The 25893-nt window shown below is 58.2% G+C and carries 25 protein-coding genes and 2 pseudogenes; 16 read left to right on the top strand and 11 right to left on the bottom strand.

Annotated features, from left to right (window positions below; genetic code table 11):
- Nucleotides 1–255 precede the first annotated feature (255 nt).
- From RYC17_RS12445 to hmpA, 3 genes are all read right to left on the bottom strand, one after another.
- The gene (locus tag RYC17_RS12445; protein ID WP_316887656.1) at nucleotides 256–882 is read right to left on the bottom strand and encodes a glutathione S-transferase; all 627 of its coding nucleotides are present in this window, start codon (nucleotides 880–882) and stop codon (nucleotides 256–258) included.
- 127 nt (nucleotides 883–1009) lie between these two features.
- Nucleotides 1010–1426, bottom strand: a complete 417-nt coding sequence (locus RYC17_RS12440) for an ester cyclase (RefSeq protein ID WP_316887657.1) — start codon at nucleotides 1424–1426, stop codon at nucleotides 1010–1012.
- An 88-nt stretch (nucleotides 1427–1514) separates the two neighbouring features.
- Nucleotides 1515–2702, bottom strand: coding sequence for an NO-inducible flavohemoprotein (gene hmpA, locus RYC17_RS12435; protein ID WP_316903238.1), 1188 nt, complete (start codon nucleotides 2700–2702; stop codon nucleotides 1515–1517).
- 309 nt (nucleotides 2703–3011) lie between these two features.
- Here hmpA and RYC17_RS12430 point away from each other — a divergent pair, with 309 nt between their 5' ends.
- Nucleotides 3012–4433 (top strand): sugar porter family MFS transporter, encoded by a 1422-nt coding sequence (locus RYC17_RS12430; protein ID WP_002552378.1) that lies wholly within the window; start codon nucleotides 3012–3014, stop codon nucleotides 4431–4433.
- A 49-nt stretch (nucleotides 4434–4482) separates the two neighbouring features.
- Here RYC17_RS12430 and RYC17_RS12425 read toward each other — a convergent pair.
- Nucleotides 4483–4896 (bottom strand): annotated as a pseudogene (locus RYC17_RS12425) (LysE family translocator); the annotation flags it as partial.
- A 5-nt stretch (nucleotides 4897–4901) separates the two neighbouring features.
- Between RYC17_RS12425 and RYC17_RS12420 the strand changes: the two are divergent.
- The 12 genes from RYC17_RS12420 (at nucleotide 4902) to RYC17_RS12365 (ending at nucleotide 16019) form a co-directional block, all read left to right on the top strand.
- On the top strand, nucleotides 4902–5306 hold the full coding sequence (locus RYC17_RS12420; protein ID WP_058401729.1) for an Lrp/AsnC family transcriptional regulator: 405 nt from the start codon (nucleotides 4902–4904) through the stop codon (nucleotides 5304–5306).
- Nucleotides 5307–5404: 98 nt separating this feature from the next.
- Complete coding sequence (locus tag RYC17_RS12415; RefSeq protein ID WP_058401728.1) at nucleotides 5405–5785, top strand: glyoxalase superfamily protein; 381 nt, start codon at nucleotides 5405–5407, stop codon at nucleotides 5783–5785.
- 248 nt (nucleotides 5786–6033) lie between these two features.
- The gene (gene atzF, locus RYC17_RS12410; RefSeq protein WP_316903236.1) at nucleotides 6034–7839 is read left to right on the top strand and encodes an allophanate hydrolase; all 1806 of its coding nucleotides are present in this window, start codon (nucleotides 6034–6036) and stop codon (nucleotides 7837–7839) included.
- A 15-nt stretch (nucleotides 7840–7854) separates the two neighbouring features.
- On the top strand, nucleotides 7855–8964 hold the full coding sequence (locus RYC17_RS12405) for a BMP family ABC transporter substrate-binding protein (protein WP_054071374.1): 1110 nt from the start codon (nucleotides 7855–7857) through the stop codon (nucleotides 8962–8964).
- Between the two features lie 9 nt (nucleotides 8965–8973).
- Entirely contained in the window at nucleotides 8974–10083 is a 1110-nt protein-coding gene (locus tag RYC17_RS12400; RefSeq protein ID WP_122280487.1) for an ABC transporter permease, read from the top strand.
- Nucleotides 10076–10996, top strand: coding sequence for an ABC transporter permease (locus tag RYC17_RS12395; RefSeq protein WP_058408961.1), 921 nt, complete (start codon nucleotides 10076–10078; stop codon nucleotides 10994–10996). Before RYC17_RS12400 ends, RYC17_RS12395 begins: the two co-directional genes overlap by 8 nt.
- A 25-nt stretch (nucleotides 10997–11021) precedes the next feature.
- Complete coding sequence (locus RYC17_RS12390; protein ID WP_316903233.1) at nucleotides 11022–12038, top strand: formamidase; 1017 nt, start codon at nucleotides 11022–11024, stop codon at nucleotides 12036–12038.
- Nucleotides 12039–12042: 4 nt separating this feature from the next.
- Nucleotides 12043–12729 (top strand): isochorismatase family cysteine hydrolase, encoded by a 687-nt coding sequence (locus tag RYC17_RS12385; protein WP_316903231.1) that lies wholly within the window; start codon nucleotides 12043–12045, stop codon nucleotides 12727–12729.
- Nucleotides 12730–12731: 2 nt separating this feature from the next.
- Entirely contained in the window at nucleotides 12732–14267 is a 1536-nt protein-coding gene (locus RYC17_RS12380) for an ABC transporter ATP-binding protein (protein ID WP_316903230.1), read from the top strand.
- Nucleotides 14264–14941 (top strand): cysteine hydrolase family protein, encoded by a 678-nt coding sequence (locus RYC17_RS12375; RefSeq protein ID WP_058401721.1) that lies wholly within the window; start codon nucleotides 14264–14266, stop codon nucleotides 14939–14941. The genes RYC17_RS12380 and RYC17_RS12375 overlap by 4 nt, the downstream gene beginning before the upstream one ends.
- On the top strand, nucleotides 14941–15336 hold the full coding sequence (gene hpxZ / locus RYC17_RS12370) for an oxalurate catabolism protein HpxZ (RefSeq protein WP_058401720.1): 396 nt from the start codon (nucleotides 14941–14943) through the stop codon (nucleotides 15334–15336). Before RYC17_RS12375 ends, hpxZ begins: the two co-directional genes overlap by 1 nt.
- Complete coding sequence (locus RYC17_RS12365) at nucleotides 15333–16019, top strand: GntR family transcriptional regulator (protein WP_058401719.1); 687 nt, start codon at nucleotides 15333–15335, stop codon at nucleotides 16017–16019. Before hpxZ ends, RYC17_RS12365 begins: the two co-directional genes overlap by 4 nt.
- A 21-nt stretch (nucleotides 16020–16040) precedes the next feature.
- Here the strand turns inward: RYC17_RS12365 and RYC17_RS12360 are convergent, their stop codons facing one another.
- On the bottom strand, nucleotides 16041–17159 hold the full coding sequence (locus RYC17_RS12360) for an HWE histidine kinase domain-containing protein (protein ID WP_316903250.1): 1119 nt from the start codon (nucleotides 17157–17159) through the stop codon (nucleotides 16041–16043).
- Nucleotides 17160–17320: 161 nt separating this feature from the next.
- Here RYC17_RS12360 and RYC17_RS12355 point away from each other — a divergent pair, with 161 nt between their 5' ends.
- The gene (locus RYC17_RS12355) at nucleotides 17321–17617 is read left to right on the top strand and encodes a hypothetical protein (RefSeq protein WP_005745865.1); all 297 of its coding nucleotides are present in this window, start codon (nucleotides 17321–17323) and stop codon (nucleotides 17615–17617) included.
- Between the two features lie 194 nt (nucleotides 17618–17811).
- Here RYC17_RS12355 and RYC17_RS12350 read toward each other — a convergent pair.
- The 3 genes and pseudogenes from RYC17_RS12350 to RYC17_RS12340 all read right to left on the bottom strand — a co-directional run bounded on the left by RYC17_RS12350 (nucleotide 17812) and on the right by RYC17_RS12340 (nucleotide 19190).
- Nucleotides 17812–18555 (bottom strand): annotated as a pseudogene (locus RYC17_RS12350) (hypothetical protein).
- Entirely contained in the window at nucleotides 18542–18814 is a 273-nt protein-coding gene (locus RYC17_RS12345) for a hypothetical protein (protein ID WP_058401716.1), read from the bottom strand. The pseudogene RYC17_RS12350 and the gene RYC17_RS12345 overlap by 14 nt, the downstream one beginning before the upstream one ends.
- Before the next feature lie 139 nt (nucleotides 18815–18953).
- Complete coding sequence (locus RYC17_RS12340; RefSeq protein WP_316903252.1) at nucleotides 18954–19190, bottom strand: hypothetical protein; 237 nt, start codon at nucleotides 19188–19190, stop codon at nucleotides 18954–18956.
- A 288-nt stretch (nucleotides 19191–19478) separates the two neighbouring features.
- On the opposite strand from RYC17_RS12340, the gene RYC17_RS12335 reads away from it, so the two are divergent.
- A complete protein-coding gene (locus tag RYC17_RS12335) occupies nucleotides 19479–20756 on the top strand; it encodes a diguanylate cyclase (protein WP_316903227.1) in 1278 nt (425 codons plus the stop codon).
- Between the two features lie 68 nt (nucleotides 20757–20824).
- Here the strand turns inward: RYC17_RS12335 and RYC17_RS12330 are convergent, their stop codons facing one another.
- The 3 genes from RYC17_RS12330 to RYC17_RS12320 all read right to left on the bottom strand — a co-directional run bounded on the left by RYC17_RS12330 (nucleotide 20825) and on the right by RYC17_RS12320 (nucleotide 24313).
- Nucleotides 20825–21838, bottom strand: a complete 1014-nt coding sequence (locus RYC17_RS12330) for an SMP-30/gluconolactonase/LRE family protein (RefSeq protein ID WP_316903225.1) — start codon at nucleotides 21836–21838, stop codon at nucleotides 20825–20827.
- Between the two features lie 18 nt (nucleotides 21839–21856).
- Complete coding sequence (locus RYC17_RS12325; protein WP_058408970.1) at nucleotides 21857–22429, bottom strand: hypothetical protein; 573 nt, start codon at nucleotides 22427–22429, stop codon at nucleotides 21857–21859.
- 144 nt (nucleotides 22430–22573) lie between these two features.
- Complete coding sequence (locus RYC17_RS12320) at nucleotides 22574–24313, bottom strand: dipeptidase (RefSeq protein ID WP_316903223.1); 1740 nt, start codon at nucleotides 24311–24313, stop codon at nucleotides 22574–22576.
- Nucleotides 24314–24645: 332 nt separating this feature from the next.
- Between RYC17_RS12320 and RYC17_RS12315 the strand changes: the two genes are divergently transcribed.
- A complete protein-coding gene (locus RYC17_RS12315; RefSeq protein ID WP_316903221.1) occupies nucleotides 24646–25881 on the top strand; it encodes a DUF1835 domain-containing protein in 1236 nt (411 codons plus the stop codon).
- Nucleotides 25882–25893: the final 12 nt, after the last annotated feature.

The raw sequence follows: 25893 nt of genomic DNA, 5'->3' as shown, positions 1-25893 counted from the left end.
TTTCCGGACGCTCTGCGTCCTCTTGGCGACGCAGAGCGTCGAGAACTGCATTCCCACGCTGGAGCGTGCGGAACGATAATCTCAACTATCGTGCGACACTCCGAGTCGTAAAGCCCAATGCTGGAGCAATCATCGCAACTATCGTGCGGCGCTCCGCGTCGCATGCCTTTCTGGACGCTCTGCGTCCTCTTGGCGACGCAGAGCGTCCCAGGCGGAGCGTGCGGAACCGCGGCGCAAGCGCCTCAGGCATGGCGGTTACTTGGCGAAAGAATATTCCCCGCCCTGCTCCAAAGCCTTGCGGTACGCAGGCCTGCTCTGCAGTCTTTCAACCCACGCCGTCACGTTCGGGTACGGCTGCAGCATTCCCTGAGCCTTGGCGAGTTCGCCAATGAAGCTCATCTGAATATCCGCGCCACTCAGTTCTTCTCCCAATAGATAAGGCGTCAACCCCAGAGAGTCGTTCAGATAACCCAGATAATTGGCAAGCTCCGACTGGATACGCGGATGCAGCGGCGCACCCGCATCCCCCAGACGTCCGACATACAGGTTGAGCATCAGCGGGAGAATGGCCGAGCCTTCCGCGAAGTGCAGCCATTGCACGTACTCATCGTAGGTAGCGCTGGCAGGGTCCGGTTGCAGTCGGCCATCGCCATGACGGCGAATCAGGTAGTCGACAATGGCACCGGACTCGATGACGACATGCGGGCCGTCTTGAATAACCGGTGATTTGCCCAGCGGGTGCACAGCCTTGAGTTCAGGCGGTGCAAGGTTGCTTTTCGGGTCGCGCTGATAACTCTTGATCTCGTAGGGCAGGTCGAGCTCTTCAAGCAGCCACAGAATACGCTGCGAGCGTGAGTTGTTCAGGTGGTGGACAGTGATCATGTCGGGCTCCGCCGGGTGATAGTGTCTAGAAAAGACTGCGCTGCCACCGGGGAGTGCCCTGAAATGCTGTTACTTCGACGAGCGTGCCGGAAAAGCTGCGTTGATGAGCTGCACACCGATGAAAATCTCAGGCGTTTCTGTCACTGGAGGCGGCCGCTGGCTCACCACGAAGTTCTCGCTCCACTGCGGCTTTATCAATGACCGACCAGACGCTGACAATTTTGCCGGCGCTGAATGTGTAAAACACGTTTTCAGAAAAGGTAATGCGCTGGCCATGCGCGTCCAGCCCCAGAAATCGACCCTGCGGCGAGCAGTTGAATATCAGGCGGGCAGCCACCTGTGACGCCTCAACCACCAGCAGGTCGATGTTGAAACGCAGGTCAGGAATAATGCTGACGTCGTTTTCCAGCATCGTCCGGTAGCCGGCCACGCTGATCCGCTCGCCGTTGTATTGCACGTCGTCGTCGACGAAATCGCCCAGATCCTGCCAGCGGCGTTCGTTGAGACAGGCAATATAAGCTCGATATCGCTCGGTCAGATTCATGGCGTGCCCTCCTGTTCAAAAATATTCGAAGCAGCCTTTTTAAGGGCATGCGTCAAAATACATGCAGTTCTGCGCATCTGAAATGCGCTCAGACCAACGCCTCAGCCGGGCCAAAAAACTCATAATGGCTTTGCCCGTCCGGAATACCCAGCTCGTGCAGCGCGCGCTTCATGAACGCCATGAACGGCTTCGGACCAAGAAAATAGGCCTCGACGTCCCTGTTCGCCGGCAGCCATTGCTGCAGATGCTCAACCGAAGCAAGCCCAGTCACAGTATTTGCCGGTGCGTCACCGGCCGTAACCTCGCTGTAGACCACGTGCGCCGCAAACTGCGCATATCGCTCGCGCCAGTCATCAATGACCGCCTGGAACGCTTGCACGCTGGTATTACGAGCGTAGTGGATAAACACGACGTGTCGGTGACCTGCCTGCAACGCAGCTTCCGCCATGGCCAGCGTCGGGGTGATGCCGACACCGCCGCTGATCAGTACCAGCGGTTTGCTGCCTTCGACAAGCACGAACTCGCCAGAGGGCGGGAACAATTCTACGGTGTCGTCCACTGCGACCTGATCGTGCAGGTAACAGGACGCAACGCCGCCCTGCTCTCGCTTGACGCTGATGCGATAGCTCACACCGTTGGCAGGCGCAGAGAGCGAGTAATTTCTACGAATTTCTCCGCCTTCGCTGTTCAACCGGATACCGATGTACTGACCGGGCTTGTGCGCGATGACCGGTTTACCATCAACAGGCTGCAGGTAGAACGACATGATCTCGCTGCTTTCCGGCACCTTGCGAACAACCTTGAACAGCCGTCCGCCACGCCAGCCACCTGGTGCTGCGGCGATGCTTTCATATACATCGCGCTCGGCATTGATCAGCATGTCAGCCAGTTGCTGATACGCCGCAGCCCAGGCATCGATCACTGCGTCCGTTGCGACCTCAGCGCCCAGCACCTCGCGAATGGCGCGCAGCAGGCAGGCACCAACAATCGGATAATGCTCTGGCAGTATCTGCAGCGCGACATGTTTGTTGACGATCTGCGCCGCCAACGGCCCGAGGTTTTCGAGGCGATCAATATTGCGCGCGTACATCAACACCGCATTGGCCAGCGCCCGTGGCTGTGCGCCATTTGCCTGGTTGGCCTGATTGAACAGCGGACGAACCTGAGGATATTCATCGAGCATGATGCGATAGAAATGAGTGGTCAGTGCCTCGCCGCCTGTTTCAAGGATCGGTACGGTGGCTTTGATGATGTCGCGATGGGCAGTGCTGAGCATGATCCACTCCAGAGTGTACAGTTTCGTTGGTGGAACCAGAGCAACGCACGTGCCAGATAAAAACCCATTTAAAATCAATGAATAGCAAATTTAAAAGTCAAAAAGACTGAGTCTTATTGACTAATATCCGGAAAATTTTGGTCATTATGACCAGATCCAGTTAATCGTTTCAGCCATCCTCGCACGCAGAGCATCTTCAAGAATTCAATCCCGACCGGGTTTGTAGGGAACTAGCGCGCAACACATCGCCCTAAGCCTGACATCTACGTACTGGCGCGACGCTGGTTTCAAGCGAAGGACTTCAGATTCATGTCTTCAAGTAGCACCTCAGCAGCGGCCGATCCGCAAGGTCGGCAAAGCGCTTCACCGAATCGACTCATCTTTATCTCCGTACTCGTGGCCACCATGGGTGCGCTGGCGTTCGGCTATGACACCGGCATCATCGCCGGTGCATTGCCTTTCATGACGCTCCCCACCGATCAGGGCGGGCTGGGCCTGGATGCCTACAGCGAAGGGATGATCACCGCCTCACTGATCGTCGGCGCTGCGTTTGGCTCGCTTGCCAGCGGCTACATCTCCGACCGTTTCGGACGCCGTCTGACCTTGCGTCTGCTGTCGGTGCTGTTCATTGCTGGCGCACTGGGCACGGCCATCGCGCCTTCCATTCCGTTCATGGTCGCCGCGCGCTTCCTGCTGGGTATCGCAGTGGGTGGCGGCTCGGCTACGGTGCCGGTGTTCATTGCCGAAATCGCCGGACCGTCGCGTCGTGCGCGACTGGTCAGCCGTAACGAACTGATGATCGTCAGCGGCCAGTTGCTCGCCTACGTTCTGAGCGCGGTCATGGCCGCTCTGCTGCACACACCTGGCATCTGGCGTTACATGCTGGCCATCGCCATGGTGCCGGGCGTGTTGCTGCTGGTCGGTACGTTCTTCGTACCGCCGTCGCCGCGCTGGCTGGCGTCCAAAGGCCGCTTCGATGAAGCGCAGGATGTACTGGAGCAACTGCGCACCAACAAGCAGGATGCGCAGCGCGAAGTGGACGAGATGAAAGCGCAGGACGAGGAGGCTCGTCACCGCCCGAAAGCCAGGGAGTTACTGCGTCAGGGCTGGGTGATCAAGTTGTTGCTGATCGGCATTGGTCTGGGCTTTACCGCACAGCTCACAGGCGTTAACGCCTTTATGTATTACACGCCGATCATTCTCAAGAATACCGGCATGGGCACCAACGCTGCGCTGACCGCCACCATCGGCAACGGCGTGGTATCGGTTATCGCGACCCTGCTCGGCATTTGGGCGATTGGCCGTTACGGCCGTCGGCACTTGTTGATGACCGGGCTGGTGATGGTCATCCTGATGCAGGCAGCGCTGGGTTGCGTGTTGCAATTCATGCCGCAGAACCTGACCCAGAGCTACACCGCCCTCGCCTGCATTCTGGTATTCCTGCTGTTCATGCAGATGTGCATCTCGCCGGTCTACTGGCTGCTGATGTCGGAATTGTTTCCAATGCAGGTGAGAGGATTGCTGACCGGCACAGCGGTATCGATGCAATGGCTGTTCAACGCATCGGTGGCATTCACCTTCCCGATTGCAGTCGATACCATCGGCAACCCGACGTTCTTCATCTTTGCGGCCATCAACGTCGGCTCGTTGATATTTGTCTTCCTGTGCCTTCCGGAAACCAAAGGCAAATCGCTTGAGCAGATTGAAAAGCATTTGAAGAAAGAGCTGTAACGGCCGACCGGATGAGGCCATCAACGGCCTCATCTACCCTCCAGGCAGATCAGCGCACCAGCATCGAAGCTGCCGCCGCTACCATGATTGCCGCCGCACCGCGAAACAGTTTCCTTTGCGCACGCTCGCTCGACAGTAAATGTCGAATGCGCAATGCAGCAAATATGAACACTGCCCCTACCCCCAGCAGCACAAATACAGTCAACGGCACCAGAACCAGCCCCCAGGTCTGCAACGAGACCGTTTCCAGCTTGATGACCAACGGTAAAAGCGCCAGATAAAAAGCAATGGTCTTGGGATTGCCCAACGTGATGGTCAATCCGGATGCAGCCGCAGATAGCAGCTCTTTTTTCTTCGTCGGTCTACCCACCTCTATGGCCTGATGGTCGGCGAACCAGAATTGCCAGGCCAGGTAGCACAGATAAATCGCCGCTCCCCAACGCACGACCTGAAACAGCGCATTGATGGATCACCAATCAGACCCTGGCCGATCAGATCGGCATGTCTGCCTCGCCCTTCTGGCGACGGGTCAAACAACTTGAAGAGCATCGCTATGTGCTGGGTTACAGAGCGGTACTGGACCGTCGCAAGATCGGGCTGGGTGTCATGGTGTTCATTCGAGTCAGCATCGATTCTCACAGTGAAGCCGAGGCAAGAAAATTCGAGCAGGAAGTCATGCAACTGGATAATGTCGTGGCGTGCTACAGCATCGGCGGAGATGCCGACTTTCTGCTTCAGGTGGTGGCCCGCGACCTGGATTCGTTTGCCGACTTCGCCATCAGAAGGCTGCCCGGGATTAAAGAGATGCAGAGCATGTTCGTCTTGAAGGAGATAAAGCCCTTCGTCTCATTCACGGTCAAACCTGCGGCCTGACCGCATCAGGCTGAGGCTCTGGATGGCAAGTCCGGGTCAGCAAACATGTATCGCCTGCAAACATCACACAATCGATCGTTTTCAATAAAGGAATAGCCATGTCCACGACCGAGCAAGCCACTGTTATGTTCGACAGTGCCATCCCGATCCTGCGGATGTTCGACGAACGCAAAGCGCGTGAGTTCTACCTCGACTTTCTCGGTTTCAGCGTCGAATTCGAGCATCGTTTCGAGGCCGATCTACCTTTGTATCTGGGGATCAGCCGCAATGGCCTGCATTTGCACCTGTCTGAACATCACGGCGACGCCTGTCCGGGGGCTGCGGTGTTTATTCCCACTCAGAACATCGAACAATTGCGCGATGAGCTGATTGGCAAACAGTACGGTTATGCACGACCAGGCATTGTTCAGCAGGGCTGGGGCCAGGTACTTGAAGTCTGCGATCCGTTCGGCAACCGCATCAGGTTCTGCCAGAGTTGAGGCAAACGCATAACGTCAGCGGATACCGATAAACCGGTTATCCGGCTGACGTGACTACTGCCTGCACAATGAATATGCCGTGATCCATCGTTGTGCACATTGCCGCGTCCAAGCGCAAAGATGACGCATGACGGCGTCGAAAAACCTCGCTAATAGCCCCCAACCCCCTTTCAATCCGCCTTCGTTCAACCTTGGCCCATAACGTGCAAACGTGCCAGTTCATCTTGTATACATGAATGAACACCACTATGACCGCACTCGACATTTCCCAACTTCAGTCGGCGTTACGTTCAGGTCAAACAACCCTGACGGCACTTGTGCAAACCCTGACAGCGCACATTGATGCGGATGACCGGGCGGAAGTCTGGATTCATCGCGTGCCCGTGACGCAGCTTCTTGAAAGGGCGAAGACGCTGGAAAGTATTGCCGCAGAAGCGGGCGATTCGGTGTATGAGCAACTGCCGCTGTTCGGCGTGCCATTTGCGGTCAAGGACAATTTTGACGTGGCCGGAATGCCGACCACGGCTGCGTGCCCGGCTTTCGCCTACACGCCCGAGAAAAATGCTCACGTCGTACAGTTACTGCTCGACAGTGGTGCGATCCTGATGGGCAAGACCAATCTCGATCAGTTCGCCACCGGTCTGGTGGGTGTCCGCTCGCCCTACGGGGCCGTGCGCAATGCCCACGATCCGGCCTACGTCAGCGGCGGTTCAAGCTCCGGCTCGGCGGTGGCCGTCGCGCGTGGCTACGTGAGTTTTGCACTGGGCACGGACACGGCAGGGTCAGGCAGAGTGCCTGCCGGGTTCAACGGTATCGTCGGGCTCAAGCCCAGCCTTGGCCTGTTCAGCAGCCGAGGCGTGGTGCCCGCCTGCCGAACGCTGGACTGCCCGTCGATATTTGCCGGGGATGTGCTGCAAGCCTGGCAAGTGGCGCAGGTCATCGCAGCTTACGACCCGCTCGACCCGGCCAGTGTGGCCGTTCAGGCATTGGCGGTGCAACGCAGGGCTCGGCGTGTCGCGGTGCCACGGCACTGCGAGTTCTTCGGTGATGCTCAGGCGCAAACGGCTTACCTGAAAACCCTGGAAGCCCTGCAAAGCGACCCGCTGGTGACTGTCGAACCCATCGACTTCGATGTCTTCGCCGAGGCCGCGGCCCTGCTGTACCAAGGCCCATGGGTGGCCGAGCGGCGGGCAGCGGTAGGCAGATTCTTCACCACCCATGCTGACGATATTCATCAAGTGGTGCGCGGCATCCTGCAAAGCGCCGCTTCGTTTGATGCCGTGGACACGTTCAATGCCCGCTATCGGCTGGCAGAACTGACGCGAACAGCCCAGCAATTGCTGGCCGGGGTCGATGTGCTGGTGGTCCCGACGGCGCCCTGCATGCCGACCATTGATGCAGTGCTTGCTAACCCGGTCGAGCTCAATTCACAGCTCGGCTATTACACCAACTTCGTCAACCTGATGAACATGTGCGCCCTCGCCGTCCCGGCAGAGCGCCGTGCCGACGGTTTGCCTGCGGGCATCACGCTGATCGGCCCCGCCGGTGCCGACCAACGCCTGGCAGAAATAGCCGCAGCCTGGCAGCCGCTCTTCGGTCAGACAGACCAGAGCGAAGCCGTTGCGATGGCACCCTTGCCCCGCAACAGCCCTGTCGTGCAGGTCGCGGTTGTCGGCGCGCACCTCGTCGGCCAGCCACTCAACTGGCAATTGCTCGAAGGCAGCGCCCGTCTGCTGCGTACCACAACCACCAGCGCAGATTACCGGTTGTATGCACTGGCCGGGACTTCGCCACCGAAGCCGGGCCTGGTGCGTGTGCCTGAACAGGGCGAGCGCATCGAAGTCGAGGTCTGGGAAATGCCGCTGAGCCTGTTCGGGGCGTTTGTCGCCGCGATTCCCGCGCCATTGGGCATCGGTTCTCTGCAATTGGCCGACGGCCAGTGGGTCAAGGGTTTCATCTGTGAGCCAGCAGGCCTTGAGGGCGCGCTGGACATCACCGATTTCAAAGGCTGGCGCGCCTACCGCGCCGCACATACATCTTCCATCGCTCATTGATCAGGGGTAGCACGCATGTCGAACGTTGATCGTCGCAGTTTCATCAAGTTGGCGGGCATTATCGGCCTGAGCGCAGCACTGCCGTTTGGTCGTGCCTACTCAGCCGACGCGCCGCTGGTGGTGGGTTTCATCTACGTCGGCGCTCGCGACGACTTTGGCTACAACCAGGCCCACGCCCAGGCGGCAGCCATCATCAAGACGCTGCCCAACGTCAAAGTGATCGAAGAGGAAAACGTTCCGGAAACCGTGGCCGTGCAGAAGACCATGGAAGCCATGATCCGTCAGGACGGTGCAACACTGATTTTTCCGACCTCATTCGGCTACTTTGAGCCGCATGTGGTCAAGGTCGCGAAAAAGTACCCAGACGTGCGTTTCGCGCATTGCGGCGGCCTCTGGCAGAAAGGTAAGGACCCGATCAACGCGGGCAGCTTTTTCGGTTACATCGACGAAGCGCAATACCTGAACGGCGTGATAGCCGGGCACATGAGCAAGAGCAAAAAACTCGGTTTCGTGGCCGCCAAGCCTGTGCCTCAGGTACTGCGCAACCTGAATGCCTTTGCCATGGGCGCACGCTCGGTAGACCCGAGCATCGTGACCACGGTGATCTTTACCGGTGACTGGTCGTTGCCGGTCAAGGAAGCAGAAGCCGCCAATGGCCTGATCGACCAGGGCTGTGACGTACTTACCTGTCATGTCGACGGCCCCAAGGTGATCGTCGAGACGGCTGAAAAGCGCGGTGTCATGACCTGTGGCTACCACGCCAGCCAGGCCGCGCTGGCACCCAAAGGTTACCTGACCGGTGCCGAATGGAATTGGGAAACGCCTTATCGCGCCCATGTAGCGGCAGCCCAGAGCGGCGCGCCGATGATCAACTTCCTGCGCGGCGGGCTCAAGGAAGGCTTCGTCAAGACTTCCGCCTATGGACCATCGGTGACTGCCGACGCCAAACAGCAAGCGGATGCCATCAAGGCGCAAATGATGGCCGGGCAGTTCGTGATCTTCAAAGGCCCGCTCAAGGACAACAAAGGCGCGGTGGTTATTGCCGATGGTGTTTCACAAGGCCAGACCGACATCGCCCTGGAGAGCATGAATTACCTGGTCGAAGGTGTACTTGGCCAGCTCTGAGGAATGTTCATGAGCCTATCCATTAGTCTGCGCCGCCTGGCCAGCGCGCTGCTGCCGGGGCTGCCTACGGTGTTGGCGGTGTTTTCCTCGTGCGTGCTGTTCGGGCTGTTTCTGGCGGTTCAGGGCAAGCCTGCCTGGCAAGCCCTGCAACTGGTCGGTGAAGGCGCGTTCGGCTCGTGGTTCGCTTTGGAAAACACCCTGCAACGCGCTGCGCCTCTTATGCTGACCGCATTGTGCGTCGCCCTGCCCGCTCGGGCCGGGCTGATCATTATCGGCGGCGAGGGCGCGCTGGTACTGGGCGGTCTGGCAGCGGCAGTGACACCCTTGTGGCTCGGCAATTTGTCAGCCGGGGTGATGCTCGTCTGCATGGCCCTGGCGGCGATGAGCGTGGGCGCGTTGTGGATCGGTTTGAGTGGCTGGATGCGCCAGCGTCGCGGAGTCAACGAAACGATCAGCAGCCTGCTGCTTTCCTACATCGCTCTGGCACTGTTCCGGCAGTTGGTAGAAGGGCCGTTACGCGATCCGGCAAGCCTGAACAAGCCTTCGACGCTGCCGCTGGACGATGCCTATATGATCGGCACCATCAGTGACGGTTTCGAAGTGCATTGGGGTCTGGTGGCGGGCGTGGTCGCCTGTCTGCTGGCCTATGTACTGGTGCGCCACAGCATCAAGGGTTTTGCCCTCGCCGTGGTCGGCGGCAACGTACGCACGGCGTTGATGATCGGCTTGCCGGTGGACCGTTTGATCCTGCTCAGTTGCCTGCTGGGCGGCGCGGCAGCGGGTCTGGCCGGAATGTTCGAAGTCACTGCTGTGCAAGGCAGCGCCAACGCCGCACTGATTGCCGGCTACGGCACCAGCGGCATTCTGGTCGCCTTCGCCGCACGCCATCATCCACTGGCCATTATCGTTTGCGCCATTTTGCTGGGTGGACTGGAAGCAAGTGGTGGGCTGCTGCAACGACGGCTTGGCCTGCCAGACGCCACCACGCTGATTCTTGAAGGGCTGCTATTCACCAATCTGCTGCTCTGGGAAGCCCTGGGTGGGCGTATCGCCGCCTGGAAGATCAGGCTGACGGCGTCGCCTGCGTCGGTCGACAAGGGAGCACTGCAACATGGCTGATATCGACCTGAGCACCTTTCTGCTGGCATTGCTGGCTGGCGCGATCCGCGTCGGTACGCCTTTTCTGTTCGTCAGCCTGGGCGAATGCCTGACCGAGAAAAGCGGCCGGATCAACCTGGGGCTGGAAGGCATCCTGGTTGCCGGCGCGATGTCCGGATACGCCGTGGCGTGCCTGAGCGGCTCGGCATGGCTGGGCGTTGGCGCTGCCGCCGGGGTTGGCATTCTGTTGGGCCTGCTGCACGGCCTGGCCTGCTCGTTACCTCGGGTCAACGATATCGCGTTCGGCATCGCGCTGATTCTGCTCGGCACCGGGCTGGCGTTTTTTCTTGGCAAAGCGTTTATCCAGCCGCAAGCCCCCATGCTGCCGTCACTGGCACTGGGTGCCTGGAGCGACGAAGAACGCGTGCGTTCGGCGCTGAATATCAACGTGCTGTTCTTCGTCGGTGCAGCACTGGCGTTCGTACTGCACTGGGGGCTGCGCACCACACGCTGGGGGCTGATGCTGCGTCTGGTCGGCGACCACGCTGAAACCGCTCAGGCGCTGGGCTATCGCCCGCTCAAGGTGCGCATTCTGGCGACAGCGGTCGGCGGCGGATTGGCCGGAATCGGCGGCGCTTACCTGTCGCTTTACTACCCCGGCAGCTGGAATGAAGGGCTGTCCAGCGGGCAAGGATTGATGGCCGTCGCGCTGGTGATATTTGCCCGTTGGCGCCCGTTGGCGTGCCTGTGGGCGTCGTTGCTGTTCGGCGCTGCCGGTGCCATCGGCCCGGCCCTGCAAGCGGTCGGTATCAGCACCGGCTACTACCTGTTTGCCGCAGCACCTTATGCGCTGACGCTGGTGGTGATGTACGCCACCTGCCGCCGTGGTCGCACTCTGAATGGCGCGCCGGGCGAACTCAGCCTGACGCGATGAACTGATCTTTTCGAGGAGACATTGCATGGCCAGTGGTCTTGGTGGTTTGAACAAGTCGCCCAAGGGCGTGGTGATCGGCCTGGCGCAACTGGCGTTGCCTGATCCGCATACCCGCGAGGCGTTGTGGGCACAAACGCAGAAAGTGGTCAGCATGGTGGCCAAGGCGCGACGCAGCAATCCGGGCATGGACCTGATCGTGTTTCCCGAGTACTCCTTGCATGGCCTGTCGATGAGCACCGCGCCAGAGATCATGTGCAGCCTCGACGGGCCGGAAGTAATGGCGTTGCGCGAGGCGTGCAAGACGCACCGGATATGGGGCTGCTTCTCGATCATGGAAGCCAACCCGCACGGCAACCCGTTCAACAGCGGCCTGATCGTTGATGACCTCGGCGAGATTCGCCTGTATTACCGCAAGCTCCATCCGTGGGTGCCAGTCGAGCCCTGGGAGCCTGGCGATCTGGGTATTCCGGTCTGCGACGGGCCGCGTGGCAGCAAGCTGGCGCTGATCATCTGCCATGACGGCATGTTCCCGGAAATGGCCCGCGAGTGCGCCTACAAGGGTGCCGACATCATGCTGCGCACCGCGGGTTATACCGCACCGATCCGTCACTCGTGGAAGATCACCAACCAGAGCAACGCTTTCACTAACCTGATGCAAACCGCGAGCGTCTGCATGTGTGGCTCCGACGGCACGTTCGACTCCATGGGCGAGGCCATGTTCGTCGACTTCGACGGCACGATCATGGCTGAAGGCGGTGGTCGGGCCGACGAAATCGTCTGCTGCGAACTGCGCCCGGACCTGGTCCGCGAGGCCCGTGTGCACTGGGCCGTGGAGAACAACATCTATCAATTCGGCCATCGCGGTTACGTGGCGGTCAAGGGTGGCGCGCGCGACTGTCCTTACACCTACATGCATGATCTGACCGCAGGCCAATACCGTCTGCCCTGGGAAGACGATGTCGTGCATACCGACGGTAGCGCCTGCGGCTTTACTGCGCCTGAGCGCGAATTCAAACCCACCCCCAGCAGCTGGAAGGATTAACGCCATGAGTGAACGTCATATTGCATCGGCGCCCTACCCTTGGCCTTGGAACGGGCAATTGCATGCGCACAACACAGCACTGATCGTGATCGACATGCAGACCGACTTCTGTGGCGTCGGCGGCTACGTGGACAGCATGGGTTACGACCTGTCGCTGACCCGTGCGCCCATCGAGCCGATCAAGGCACTGCTGGCGATGATGCGCCCGCTGGGCTTCACCATCATCCATACCCGCGAAGGCCATCGCCCGGACCTTAGCGACTTGCCTGCCAACAAACGCTGGCGCTCGCAACGCATCGGCGCCGGGATCGGTGACCCTGGCCCGTGCGGCAAGATTCTGGTGCGTGGCGAACCGGGCTGGGAAATCATCGACGAACTGGCACCATTGCCTGGCGAAATCATTATCGACAAACCCGGCAAAGGCTCCTTCTGCGCCACCGATCTGGAACTGATCCTGCGCACACGCGGCATCGACAACCTGATCCTGACCGGCATCACCACCGATGTCTGCGTGCACACCACTATGCGCGAAGCCAATGACCGCGGCTTCGAGTGCGTGCTGCTGGAAGACTGCTGCGGCGCGACCGATCCCGGCAACCATGCGGCGGCCCTGAGCATGGTCAAAATGCAGGGTGGTGTGTTCGGCGCAGTGGGACATTCCTCAATGTTTCGCGACCTGTTTGGAGCATAAACATGCACGCCCCAAGCCTTGAGACGATTGGTGCCAGCAAGCATTTCGGTACGTTTCGCGCACTGGACGAGGTGTCGTTCAAGGTCCGCGCCGGCACTGTCCACGCCCTGCTCGGCGAGAACGGGGCCGGCAAAAGCACGCTGGTCAAAGGCATCATCGGCTACAGCCCGCTGCAATCGGGCAGTATTCTGGTCAACAACCGCGAGCACGCGATCAGCTCCCCGCGTGATTCTCATCAGTTGCATATCGGTATGGTGTATCAGCACTTCACCGTCGCGCCGGGCCTGAGCGTGGCTGAAAACCTGGTGCTGTCACGCGGTGATCTGCCGTGGCGTATCAACTGGGCCAGCGAGTACGAGCGCCTGGAAGCGTTCATGGCAAAGATGCCTTTTCGTCTGGATATCCATCGTCCGGTCAGCAGTCTGGCCGCAGGTGAAAAACAGAAACTGGAAATCCTCAAGCAGCTGTATCTGCAACGTCGGCTGATCATTCTCGATGAACCGACCTCGGTACTCACGCCGCAAGAGGCCGATGAAGTGCTGGGGCTGATGCAGTCGATGGCGCATCGCGGTGAACTCACCGTGCTGATGATCACCCACAAGTTTCGCGAAGTCAGCACCTATGCCGATGACGTCACCGTGCTGCGCAAGGGCCGCTGGGTAGGCACAGCGACAGTGGCCGAAACAACCACGCAGCAGATGGCTGCCTGGATGATGGGCGAAGCGCAAGTGCGTAGCGTGAGCAACGATCGGCCGGTCATGGCAACCCGTACGCCCCAGTTGCAGGTAGAAGGGCTGGATGTACCCGGTGACAAAGGCACGCTGGCGGTGAAAAACCTTTCTCTGGCAGTGCAGCCGGGAGAGATCGTCGGGGTTGCGGGCATTTCCGGTAACGGCCAGCGCGAACTCACCGAAGCTCTGCTCGGCCAGCGACCCTTCAGTGCCGGACAGATATCGGTCGATGGCCAGCCTTACCATGCGCAGCGTGAACAGATGCAGCGTCTGCGCGTGTTCAGCCTGCCCGAAGAGCCCTTGCGCAACGCCTGTATCGGCAGCTTCAGCGTGGCCGACAATCTGGCCCTGCGCAACTTCGACCAGCCGCCGCTGTGCCGTCAGGGCTGGCGTCTTGATCGTCGTGCAATAGGCGCACAGGCGCGCACATTGATCGAACAGTTCAAGGTCTCGCCCAACGACCCGAACCGTCCCATCGGCACCTTGTCGGGAGGCAATGTGCAGCGCGCCGTACTGGCGCGAGAACTGACCCATGACGTCGCGGTGCTGATCGTCGCCAATCCGGTATTCGGCCTGGACTTCGCCAGTGTCGCGCTTATCCACCAGCGCCTGATCGACGCGCGCAACAGCGGCACAGCAGTCCTGCTGCTCAGTGAAGATCTCGACGAACTGCTGAGCCTGGCAGACCGCATCGTGGTCATTCATGACGGCGAACTGGTTTTTGAAACCAGCGCAGCCGCCGCTGATCGAACCGAGCTGGGTCGACACATGGCCGGTGCCGAGCAGCTTGCCGGAGAACCGGCATGATCAGCGTCAATGCGCGTCCGGACTGCTTCACGTTCGACCCCTCCTGTGCCGCTGTGGTGATCATCGACATGCAGCGCGACTTCCTCGAACCCGGCGGCTTTGGTGCCGCGCTGGGCAACGATGTCGCACCGTTGCAGGCCATCGTGCCATCGGTGCAACAACTGCTGGCGCTGGCCCGTGATCAGGGCATAGTGGTCATACACACTCGTGAATCGCACAGCGCGGACCTTGCCGACTGCCCGCCCGCCAAGCTGGCCCAAGGTTCACCGGGCCTGCGTATCGGCGACCTCGGCCCGATGGGCCGCATCCTGATTCGCGGCGAACCCGGCAATCAGATTATCGACAGCCTGACGCCGCTCGCCTGCGAGTGGGTCATCGACAAACCGGGCAAGGGCATGTTCTTCGCCACCGACCTGCATCAGCGGCTGACCGACGCCGGGATCACTCATTTGATCTTCGCAGGCGTTACCACCGAAGTCTGCGTGCAGACCAGCATGCGCGAAGCCAGTGATCGGGGTTATCGCTGCCTGCTGATCGAAGATGCGACCGAAAGCTATTTCCCGGCCTTCAAACAGGCCACTCTGGACATGATCACCGCACAAAACGCGATTGTCGGGCGTGCAGCGTCACTGGCCGATCTGCAACACGCCCTGCAAACAAGGAGTACATCCTGATGGACATCAACCTTGCGCACATCGTCGCCGAAGTGACCAGCGCGTTCACTGATTACGAGCGCGCCCTGCTGGCCAACGAGCTGACCACACTGGATGGGTATTTCTGGAATTCCGAACAGACCGTCCGCTATGGCGTCGCGGAAAACCTGCACGGTGCCGACGCCATCGCGCGCTATCGACGCCACTGTCAGCCAGTCGGGCCCGGTCGAAAGTTATTACGCACCGTGGTGAGCACCTTCGGTGAAGACTTCGCCACCGTCAGCACCGAGTTTCACGATGGCGTTACTGAGCGTCTGGGACGGCAGATGCAAACCTGGGCACGCCTGGACGGCGGCTGGAAAGTCGTTGCGGCACATGTCAGCATTGACCTGAGCAGCCTGGAGCCACGCCCTTGAATTCCCCCAACACCACCAACGCGCTGGCAGAAGACGTCTATCGTCGGCTCAAGCAGGAGATCTTCGACTTCTATCTGCTGCCCTACGACCGCTTCACCGAAACGCAACTGGCAGACCGTTATCAGGTGTCACGCACGCCGGTGCGTGACGCGTTGTACCGGCTGCAGCGCGAGGGTTATCTGGACGTCGAGTTTCGACGGGGCTGGTCAGTCAAGCCGCTGGATTTCGACCAGATCGACCAGCTGTACGATCTGCGCATCGTGCTTGAATGTGCTGCGGTCGAGCGTATCTGTGCATCCCACGACGTGCATCCGGAACTCAATGTGCTGCGTCAGCACTGGCTGATTGATCGCAGCCACTGGCAGATCGACATGCAGGTCGTCGCAGACCTCGACGAACAGTTTCACACCCAACTGGTGGCCGCCTCGGGCAATCTGGAAATGGCCCGTGTTCATCAGGAAGTGACCGAGCGCATTCGCATCGTGCGCAGACTGGACTTCTTCAAAAGCGCCCGCATCGAACATACCTACCTGGAGCACGCCGCGATCCTCAATGCATTGCAGGCACGCAAACGGGACGAAGCGCTGTTGTTACTGCGCTCTCATGTGGAAATCAGCAAACTCGAAGTGCGCAAACTGACGATATCGATGCTCAGTGATGCGCGACGGCGGCATGAGGCATGAGGCATGAAGCGTTGACGGTTATCAGCTGCTTCTGCCGAGTTTGCCGGTGAACGGTGCGGATATCTCGCACCTCAGCCCGACCGGTTCGTAGAAGAACGTTGCCGAACCATCAAAAGCATTACCCAGGCTGCCCTTGATCATCGCCGTGCCATAACCCTTGCGGCTCGGCTGATCGACTTGCGGGCCGCCGCTCTCCGCCCAGACCAGCCTGAAAACAGGCTCGAGATCATCACTGCCCTGCGCAACAATCCCCCACTGCACATTCAGTTCTCCCGCTTCCCGAGACAGCGAGCCGTACTTGGTGGCGTTGGTACACAGCTCATGTATCACCAGTGCCAGCGCCGATGCGGCCTCCTGGGTCAGCAAAACATCAGGGCCGGAAAAACTGATAGCACAGTCTTTTTGATAAGGCGCGAGCATTTCCTGCAGTAAGGCAGCCATTTCGATTTCGCACGTGCTCAGTGCCAGCGAGTGCGCGCGATGCATCATTACCAGCCGCTCGCTAAACACCGCCCGAAACTGCCTTACGTCGGGGTATCGTTTCAAGGTCAGATTGGCAACACCGCCAATCGTCAGAAACAGATTTCGAATACGGTGCTCAAGCTCGCCCAGAATAAGCGCGTTGGATTCCTGCGACCTGCTATACGCACAGATACGCGCGCATAACGATGATGCCAATTGCAGAAACTCGCGCTGTTCAACAGTCAGCGACATGCCCGACGGGTGGATGATTGCAATACTTCCCTGGGCGTTGTTATCAGCGCTCAGTGCCGGAATCGAAATCATCGCGTGCAGATCATGTCGGGAGAAGAGCGCTTTCCACTCTTGCGAAAAGCGCGGGTCGTTTGCCACGTCCGGAACGTCGATGGTTTTCCCGGTCAATATGCCTAGTCCACATGAGCCGCGCTTGCCGGTGATGATGTTACCCACCAGAGCTTGAGAAAAATCGGACGGCAGGTTCGGGAAAATAGACTGACGAAATGTTCTGCCGGCCTTATCCAGCACATTGATGCCGACGACGGCACCCGGCAATCTGATTTGCAGCGCAATGGCAAAATCTTCAAGAAGCGGTTGGGCGGGCAAAGCGGATGACATGACGTCCAGTGCGCGATTACGAAAAACCTCTAGAAACTCACGCATGGCAGCCGCATCCTCAGGTGCGAAAAAGTCAGACATGGTACACCGGTGGCAGGCTTGCGATACGTGAGTTGGACAAAACGCCTTTTAGAGGAAAACAGCGTGCTCGTCGTTGTTCAGCTATTAAAGCTATCCTCAGCACTTTCCGGAAATGGAAGCCCACAATGACACGAGCCGTACTGTTGGTGCTGTTGATCCTCTCGGTTGCATGGCTGGCGCAAAGTGGTGATGGCGACGAAATGCACTGCCCTGACAAAGATGCGAATTTTTTTGCTGAATCCATCAACGCGTATTTTGACAAACATCCACCAAAAGCCGGTAAAGCCGTGACCATTCCTGACGGCGCCCGTTACGACAATCGTACCCACTGGTGGATAGTTCCGGTCGACGTCGGCCAGGAAAGATTACAGGCGCTGTTGAGTTGCGACGGCCATCTAGAACTGTCCGGGCGTAAAACATGAACAACATTGCGCTGGATATCACCTGCCTGACGCCACTGCCTAACCATCGACAGGTCGTTAATTATCTGAAAACCAGCGAACCTGCAGTGCGTAGCCGGGCCTGGTCGCTCGGTGTCAGGCAGGAATGTGCCGAGGACGTGAATGTCGGAAGCTCTGGAGGAGGCCATGAGGTCTGTTGCGGTCTGCAGTGTCTGTCAGCTATGAGTGACAAGCCGGTCAAGTGCATCAATTGCCGAGCTGCACCATTCGGTCACATCATCGAATTTGTACTCCACTGCCAAGGCGTCGGTGATTTCAACTTCAAGTTCTGCCTCCGCCCCGGAGTTGTCAAACAAGTACGCTCGACTTGACGCTTGAATGGCCTCAGGAAGCAGTGCCAGGCACCTATGATAACGAGCACGTATCGTGTCTGGCTTAACGTCGTGCCCTCCTTCGCCAACACGAATGGCAACCCGGTTGATATTGATTTCCGGGGCCTCGGTTGAAACGAAATACAAGTATGTGCGGTATCCCAACGACCTGGCTTTCTTGATGAAATCAAACTTGGAGCGGTCTGACATAACCGTTTCAAAAGTGAAGCTGGCGGCTTGTTCAAGCAATTGATGCCGGATGAAATCAGCGACGACCGATGAGTGGTACGAATTTATCTGGATCGAGTCGATCATCAGGGATTGACCGACAACAGTGAAATGCTCAGCCTAAGCCCCCAGCTGTTCTCTGACGATCAACGGATGAGAAGTAAAAAAGTCTTGAAACGCTTGCTGATCGAGGCTCACGGAGAAAGGCGAGAGGTCTATGAAACCGTTCTCTCCCGCCTCACGTTCCAGGTCGTCAGCATTAACGTATATATAGATTAAATCAGGATCAAGAAGACGCTTAATGGTGCTTTTGCCAGAGCCGTTTGGCCCTGCAAATACACGGAGTCTAGGAACCGGCACTGGCGGACGCCCCAGAGCCGATTTTGAAGCAAACTCCAGCCTTCACGCTGCGACGGGGTTTGGAAGCACAAACAATTTGCTCGGTACCGTCTGCTCGTTCGGCAACGATAAATCCGCCCTTGGAAAGCACAACGGTACGACCAGCTGCCTTGGCTTTTTCATAAGCCATCCGTGTCGCAAGAGAAGCCTGAGCCGGGATCTGAGCTTCAAGCTCTTGAGTGGCCTCTTCAGACAATGCTTTGTTGACGGCTTTAGGCATGAATCCTCCTGGTCCTTGTGCTTAGGTGAGCGTGAACGACTTCATAGTAGCCCGAAAAAATGCTTTTCGACACGAGACAGATCACACCTTGTTTACCAGATGTGGCGCAAACGAGAGACCTGTCTGCGCCAATCCCGTTTCACACCAGCCAATGCCACAACAACAGCGTACCTATCAGCCCCACTACCGAAACAATCGTCTGCAACACCGCCCCTAACCAAAGGGTTTGCTTGAGTTGCAGGCCGAAGTATTCGCGGACCATCAGAATCACCGACAGAAGAATGATCAGCAAGGAAGTCCCGAACCCGGGCTGGCGACGGGTATCAGGCTTGGCACTGAACAACTCGCCCAACTCGGCGGGTTCTTCAATGTGCATACGCCTGGACAGTATTTGCCAACCCGGTCAGAAATTCGGGTAAAGAACTAAATGTCCTGAATCCTCGCAGCACCCGCGGCAGCGTCAGCCGCAGACGCCCCGCAGCGCAACGGATATGGTCGTTACGCGCGTAATGCACCCTTTGAATCATGTGGGTATAGTGCCTGTGCAACAAGTGCCCGGTGCCTGGGGTCCAACACACTGCATTCAGTACCCGTCCGGCATTGCGTCACCCATTATCTGATCAGAGCCGCGATCAATTTAACGGATCACTCGACAGGACATCAGATGACCTCATCCAGCCAGCGCCTGGCCTTGCTTGAAGCAGTTGTCGAGCAGTCATTCAATGCCGTTTTGATCACCGATGCCAATCTGACCAATGGCGGCCCGTTCATTGTGTATGTCAATCCGGCATTCTGCGCGATGACCGGCTACGCAGCAGAGGCATTGATAGGCCGTTCGCCAAGGATCCTGCAAGGACCCGACACCGATCGTCAGGTGATCGAGCGTATGCGCCAGTGCCTGAGCGAGAGCCTCTTTTTCGAAGGGTCGACAGTCAATTACCGCGCGGACGGAAGCCCCTATGTCGTCGAGTGGAAAATCTCCCCGGTGCGCGACGAAGCGGGTGCGGTTTGCAACTTTGTATCGGTGCAGCAAAACATCAGCCCGCGCATTCGGGCGGAGCGCGAACAGCATTTGCTGGCTCAGGCGCTGAACGCCGCGCTTGATCCGATCATGATTACCGATTGCAACGCCACTATCGTTTTTGCCAATGAGGCTTTTCAGAACATCACCGGTTACAGCGCGCCGGAAATCATCGGCGAAAACCCGCGAGTGCTCAGCTCTGGTAAACATGATGAGATGTTTTATGCGCAATTCAATGAGGCGCTGGCCAGTGGTACGCCCTTTCGTACGACCTTCATCAACAAGCGCAAGGATGGCTCTCTGTTCTATGCAGAACACAGCATTTCCCCGCTGTGTAACCTGGAGGGAACCATCACGCATTACGTCAGCATCAGCCAGGATGTAACCACGCGGCTGGGCCGTGAACAAAAGTTGTTGGAGATTGCTCACAGCGACCCGCTGACCGGGCTGAATAACCGAAGGGCGGCGGAACACACCCTTGAGCGGCTTATCGATACCGCGCGGATATCGGGCAGGCCATTCAGCCTTATCATTGGCGACATCGATCACTTCAAATCAATCAATGACCGATACGGCCACCCCGCTGGCGACAGGGTATTGACCAGCGTTGCCGTCATCCTCAAACAGCGGATCCGCCTGCAGGATGTCGCGGCCCGATGGGGAGGAGAAGAGTTTCTGATACTGGTGCCCGATAGCTCATTGAATCATGCCGCGGAGTTGGCCGACCGCATTCGAAAGGGCGTTGAGAGTCTGTTGATACCGGATACAGGCTCAGTGACTATTTCTCTGGGGGTTGCGCAACTCAGCCCCGGAGAAACAGCAGCAAGCCTGATCCAGCGCGCAGACAAAGCGCTCTATCAAGCCAAGCGCCTGGGCCGCAACCGCGTCGACATCGCACAGGCAGACGACGCGATTTATTGAGGTTGTCTGCGAGCGGAATCGTCAGGAATAGCGCACGGCGCTATCGGTATTTCATGGTGACGGACGCTTTACGGACGACTGCCGCCAACAAGAGCGGGTATTCTCAGCACCTTGTTGGCCGCGGTGATGTAAACCCAGTGCTGTGACCCGGTAGAACAGAATGCAAGATTGCCGGTGTCTTTCGCCGTGACCTTTATTTTCCCCAGCAACTCGCCGCTGGCAGAGAACACCTGAATGCCCTCTTTGCTGCTGCTCCAGACGTTGCCCTGCGCGTCGACCTTGAGTCCGTCAGGGATGCCGGGGGCAATCTCGGCAAACACCTTACCGTTACTCAGCGCACCGTCGCGCACCTGATACACCCGGATGCTGTGTGCCAGTTTCGGATTCTTGAAATCATGCGCCAGTTGCGAGTCGGCGACATACAGCAAGCGTTGATCGGGTGAAAACGCCAGACCGTTCGGCGAATGAAGTCCCGGGGTATTCAACCTCACCAGTTGGTTTTGTTCCGGATCGTAGCGGTATACATACTCGCCGCCCTGCTCCGGTTTGCCGCCATAACTTTCAGCCTTGTTCAACACGCCGAAGGTTGGATCACTGAACCAGATACCGCCACGCTTATCGACCACGACATCATTCGGGCTGTTCAAACGCTTGCCTTCGTACCTGTCGACCACTGTGCGCCATTGACCATCCGCTTCCTGTCGCACTATTGCGCGTTCGCCATGGGATGCGGCGATGACTCGGCCTTCGGCATCCAGAGCATGCCCGTTCTGATAATGGGCAGGGTCCAGCCGTACAGTCACGCCGTCATGCTCTTTCCAGCTCATGACCTTGTTCGCCTTCACATCACTCCAGATCAACTGACCGTCTGGCAAACACAAAGGACCTTCCGCCCACTGCGCATCGGCGGTAAGCACTTGTGCCTGCGCGTCGGGCTGGATGAGTGCAGCAAACCGGGGATTACTGGCAACCACCGTGACGGGCGAAGCGTCTGAAGCCATCACTGCGCCTGCAGCGAGAAGCGCGCCCGCCAACACGAGCGAAGTGGTTTTCTTGCCTGGATGACGGAAGACTCGATTCATGCATTTCGCCCCAATTGATCAGTAGGCACACCGGCCGGAAGAACGTTTGGCAGCAGCATCCGGTTTGAGTTTCACGATGAGCTGAACGTTGGGCTGATCACCCACGGTACGAGTCAGATGCCCGACCCTGTTGTCGCCAGGCCTTGCTTTGGAGCTGCTGTCGGCATTGAACTGCATTTCCCCGGGGCCCTGAACCAATACCGTGCCATCAGTGGTTTCCACCGACCACTGACCCTGTAGGGTGATCACCCACTGAGGGCCCGGCGCATGGTGCCAACTGCCGACGTAACCCGGCGGCAGTACCGCGTAGGCAATACTTTCTACTTCGTCGGGCGAAACTCCGATCCACTGAGGCTCGGCGGGTGGCGCGTAACTTTTGAATTCCAGCCCCTCGATACGACAATGATCGACATGGGTGGCCCCTGCCTCGTCGGCCCAGACAGTGGCGTACTTGACGGGGGGCTGAAGCTTGCCGTTGCTGGTGGTGCTTTGTTGAGAGTTTGCGGGTACAGACAGTACCGCCGCATTGACGCTAGTGCTTGCCGCACAAACGGCAGCAAAGGTCAGTGCAAATGCGAAGAGCGTTTTCATGGGTAAATCCTTGTTCGCGAGAACACTGGGTGGAAAGACAACGTCGCTGTGCCACTACCAATCAAGAGGCCAGTCGCATGATAACGCGCGATCAAACAGTCACTCATCGAAACCGGACCTGCCCTGGCAGGCCCGGAAGTTACATCAGAGTTTCGGTAACTGACCGATGCGCGCCATCATTTCGGTAACGATCTGCAGGTCCAGCAAAAACTGTCCGGTCGTCTTGAACTCGTTGTCCGTGTGGCCGGTATATTTGACTTCGGGCCTCGCCAGACCGAACTGCACGCCATTGGGCAGTTCATGTACCGACGTCGCGCCAGCCGAGGTGCCGAACGCATGTTCCATACCGAGATTTTCGCTGGCAACCGCAAGCAGCGCTCTGACCCATTCGCCCTCTGGATTGCGGTACATCGGCTTGGCAATGGAATAGTCGAATGCAGGCTTGATGCCGGTTTTCACGCTCCACGCTGCAAGTTTTTCGGAGATTTCGGATTTAAGCTCTTCCGTAGACCTGCCCTTGGGCACGCGCAAGTTGACCGCAAGTTTGAACGCTGTTTCATCCATCGCGACATAGGTAAGAGAAGCGGTCAGCGGCCCCATGAACTCGTCGGAGAAACCAACGCCCAACTTGTTCCCCAGATAATCAAGGCCCCAGTTGTCGGCTGCATAGCGAGCGGCATCAGTAATCTGGTTATGTTTGAGCGCGACCCTGCCTTGAAGGCTGTTGATGAAGTCAAGCATCCTCGCAACCGGGTTGACTCCAGACTGAGGCGCCGATGAGTGAGCGGAAACCCCCGTCACTGTCAGCTTGACGTCATTGCCGTCGGCCCTGGCATCGACCGCGAAATTGCCGCCATTGTTTTTCACGTAATCCGCACCGGCCTGTTGCAGGCTGGCAGCCAGTTGCGCAGGTTTGTCGGTTAACAGCGTAGCGACCGATTTCGATGGAATCTGATTGGTGGCCGCACCTCCGGTCATCGACACGATTTCAGCACCTTCGCCGTCGGCGTTGCGTCGGGCAAAACTGGCCATGACCGTCCCATAACCTTTTTCCGCGATGACAACCGGGTAGCTGCCATCCAGCGCCAGGTTGTAACCAGGCGTGGGGTTGCGTTCAAAATAGTAGGGGATGGCGTCACCCGTGGTTTCTTCAGTTGTATCGATCAGCAACTTGAAGTTTCTGGCCAGCGGCAGCTTTTCTTCCTTGATGACTTTCATGGCATAGAGCGCCACGACGATGCCATTCTTATCGTCTTCGGTGCCACGCCCATAAAGGCGATCACCAATCAATGTAACCTTGAACGGATCGAGCCGCGTGCCGTCCGGCAACACCCAGTTTTCCGGCGTGACCGGTACAACATCGGCATGGACGTGAATGCCCACGACTTCATCGCCCGCCCCGTCGAGCGAAACTTCATAAACGCGGTTATCGACGTTGCGAAATTTCAGATCGAAGCGTTCGGCAAGGCCTTTGATCGCGTTGGCGATCTTGATGAACTCCGGGTTTTCATGCTGGGCAACGCCGTCGACACGGGCGGTTGGAATGGCGACCAGTTCACGCAATGTGTCGGTTGCCGCATTGCCATACTTCAACCGGGTATACAGACCGAGCAGGCGATTAATGTCGTTCTGTTGCGCGTCGGAAAGTGTTTTGTTGTCGAGAAAGGCGTTGATGGCCGGGCCAAAATCAGCAGCTTTGACAACATCAGTGCTGGACAGACTTTTCAGAAACTGCCTGAAATCCGTGACCGATTTCTCATTGAAAGTCTTGAGAATGATCGTGCTCTGTTGTGCAGTGACGTTGGCATTCGCCACGCTGGTGAAGGACGAAAGGCTGGCCATTACCAACGCGGTTGCGGCCAGTTGCTTGAGTGACAGGTTCATTGTTCAGGGCATTCCTTGGCAGGTACAGCACGCAAAAATTCTGACCACTTGATCAGTAAGATTTCAAACTTACACCATGAGCAATGATGCGAGAATCCCCGCTTTGAAATGAGGCAATGCCTTAAAGGGCTCGAATGATCAATGTGCCTTGAAACACACGTGATCAGTACGACCTGACGGAGTTGCAATCCCCCATCCGATTACCTATATTCCGGCGTGGCGCCATCTACGCCACCTACCGCGGAAAGGGCTGCGCCCAGGATTCTGATTCGATATTCCGTCACTACGACTCCCGACCTTCAAGCGGACAAGGTTTTTTGCAAGGAGATCGTATGCCAGGCAATAATAAGCCCTCGTCCCATCACGGCCGTATCAACCTCGAACAGCAGCGCAAGCGTGCCAAAGAGCTTCTGCTGCGAATGAAAGACGGCACTGCAGCTGATCAGCTCATCCTGCTCGACAAGACGACGCCGACCTTATCGGATGCCCAATGGCTGATCGCGAGGCAATTGGGCTTCAGCAGCTGGCCCAGGCTAAAGGCCCATGTCGATGCAGTCGACTTCGCAGCACGGAATCCGGACTTCGAAGCAAGCGACGAAGCGCGAACCGTGCATTGGCGATGCGGCAGCGACATTGCCCACACTCTCAAACTCGCGGGCTTCAAAGGCTCTTTCAAGATGCTGACAGACCCTTTGTGCATGGGTCCGGTTCAGGCTGTGCCTGAAAAGGCATATCAGGCAGCGCGCAGCCACTACATCAGCCAGGCATTCGGGCTTAGCCTGACGGATGTCGCGCGCCGGTTTGATGATGAATACACCGATCTGCAGCAGATGAGCAGTGCCGATCACAGCGTGCTGTGGTGCGAGGCAGATGCCTACGACCAGCTCTTCCTGATCAGGACGCTGGCAGCCCTTGAGCAATTGCCTGCCAGGCTTGAAATTATCCAGGTGAGCCAGATTCCCGGCGTCCAGCGCTTCATCGGCATTGGCCAACTTGCACCTGACCTGCTTGCCTGGCTGTGGCCGCAGCGCAAGGCGGTGACTGAGGAAATGCTGCATCTGGCCCGCCAGGCATGGGCGGCTTACTGCAACGCCTCGCCGGTTGCCCTTGCCGAACTGGCCCACACCGCGCAACCATCATTGCCCTGCCTTGCCCCGGCCCTGTTACGTCAGCTACAGGAATTACCAGGCGTCGATGACGGCCTGTCACTCACCGAGCGTCTGTCGTTGCAGTGCATCAGCGAAGCCGGGGCAATGACCTTCGGCCAAGTGTTTGCTGAGCTGACGGACAAGCGCGAGCCTTTACCGTTTCTGGGCGACATGATGTTTCACGCGATGATGCGTCCCTTGATTGATTCTCCGACGGCGCTACTGATCGAATCAGACACGCGACTTGAGTGGCCTCGCCGCTCGCTAAAGCTAACGCCGTTGGGACAGCAAGTATTGGCCGCAAAGGCCTATTGGCCAGACTACTGCCATCAAGCGCGCTGGGTTGGCGGCGTCTGCATTCAGCCCGGGCAGCCTCACTGGATGATAGATAAGCACTTGCGCCCCCTATGGCGCGCCTGACTCTCAGGAACG

The sequence above is a fragment of the Pseudomonas syringae group sp. J248-6 genome (assembly GCF_032586995.1).
GTDB classification, from domain to species: Bacteria; Pseudomonadota; Gammaproteobacteria; order Pseudomonadales; family Pseudomonadaceae; genus Aquipseudomonas; species Aquipseudomonas amygdali.
Note: the sequence above shows the minus strand (reverse complement) of the source record. Positions and strands in the feature narration are given on the sequence as shown.

What these genes read in the sequence shown, in the direction of transcription:
- RYC17_RS12395 (WP_058408961.1), top strand. Translation starts at nt 10,076, where the DNA reads ATGGCTGATATCGACCTGAGCACCTTTCTGCTGGCATTGCTGGCTGGC.
- RYC17_RS12335 (WP_316903227.1), top strand. Translation starts at nt 19,479, where the DNA reads ATGACCTCATCCAGCCAGCGCCTGGCCTTGCTTGAAGCAGTTGTCGAG.
- RYC17_RS12325 (WP_058408970.1), bottom strand. Translation starts at nt 22,429, where the DNA reads ATGAAAACGCTCTTCGCATTTGCACTGACCTTTGCTGCCGTTTGTGCG.
- RYC17_RS12345 (WP_058401716.1), bottom strand. Translation starts at nt 18,814, where the DNA reads ATGCCTAAAGCCGTCAACAAAGCATTGTCTGAAGAGGCCACTCAAGAG.
- RYC17_RS12315 (WP_316903221.1), top strand. Translation starts at nt 24,646, where the DNA reads ATGCCAGGCAATAATAAGCCCTCGTCCCATCACGGCCGTATCAACCTC.
- RYC17_RS12390 (WP_316903233.1), top strand. Translation starts at nt 11,022, where the DNA reads ATGGCCAGTGGTCTTGGTGGTTTGAACAAGTCGCCCAAGGGCGTGGTG.
- RYC17_RS12375 (WP_058401721.1), top strand. Translation starts at nt 14,264, where the DNA reads ATGATCAGCGTCAATGCGCGTCCGGACTGCTTCACGTTCGACCCCTCC.
- atzF (WP_316903236.1), top strand. Translation starts at nt 6,034, where the DNA reads ATGACCGCACTCGACATTTCCCAACTTCAGTCGGCGTTACGTTCAGGT.
- RYC17_RS12415 (WP_058401728.1), top strand. Translation starts at nt 5,405, where the DNA reads ATGTCCACGACCGAGCAAGCCACTGTTATGTTCGACAGTGCCATCCCG.
- RYC17_RS12340 (WP_316903252.1), bottom strand. Translation starts at nt 19,190, where the DNA reads ATGCACATTGAAGAACCCGCCGAGTTGGGCGAGTTGTTCAGTGCCAAG.
- RYC17_RS12445 (WP_316887656.1), bottom strand. Translation starts at nt 882, where the DNA reads ATGATCACTGTCCACCACCTGAACAACTCACGCTCGCAGCGTATTCTG.
- RYC17_RS12380 (WP_316903230.1), top strand. Translation starts at nt 12,732, where the DNA reads ATGCACGCCCCAAGCCTTGAGACGATTGGTGCCAGCAAGCATTTCGGT.
- RYC17_RS12355 (WP_005745865.1), top strand. Translation starts at nt 17,321, where the DNA reads ATGACACGAGCCGTACTGTTGGTGCTGTTGATCCTCTCGGTTGCATGG.
- RYC17_RS12440 (WP_316887657.1), bottom strand. Translation starts at nt 1,426, where the DNA reads ATGAATCTGACCGAGCGATATCGAGCTTATATTGCCTGTCTCAACGAA.
- RYC17_RS12330 (WP_316903225.1), bottom strand. Translation starts at nt 21,838, where the DNA reads ATGAATCGAGTCTTCCGTCATCCAGGCAAGAAAACCACTTCGCTCGTG.
- RYC17_RS12320 (WP_316903223.1), bottom strand. Translation starts at nt 24,313, where the DNA reads ATGAACCTGTCACTCAAGCAACTGGCCGCAACCGCGTTGGTAATGGCC.
- RYC17_RS12360 (WP_316903250.1), bottom strand. Translation starts at nt 17,159, where the DNA reads ATGCGTGAGTTTCTAGAGGTTTTTCGTAATCGCGCACTGGACGTCATG.
- RYC17_RS12405 (WP_054071374.1), top strand. Translation starts at nt 7,855, where the DNA reads ATGTCGAACGTTGATCGTCGCAGTTTCATCAAGTTGGCGGGCATTATC.
- hpxZ (WP_058401720.1), top strand. Translation starts at nt 14,941, where the DNA reads ATGGACATCAACCTTGCGCACATCGTCGCCGAAGTGACCAGCGCGTTC.
- RYC17_RS12400 (WP_122280487.1), top strand. Translation starts at nt 8,974, where the DNA reads ATGAGCCTATCCATTAGTCTGCGCCGCCTGGCCAGCGCGCTGCTGCCG.
- hmpA (WP_316903238.1), bottom strand. Translation starts at nt 2,702, where the DNA reads ATGCTCAGCACTGCCCATCGCGACATCATCAAAGCCACCGTACCGATC.
- RYC17_RS12385 (WP_316903231.1), top strand. Translation starts at nt 12,043, where the DNA reads ATGAGTGAACGTCATATTGCATCGGCGCCCTACCCTTGGCCTTGGAAC.
- RYC17_RS12430 (WP_002552378.1), top strand. Translation starts at nt 3,012, where the DNA reads ATGTCTTCAAGTAGCACCTCAGCAGCGGCCGATCCGCAAGGTCGGCAA.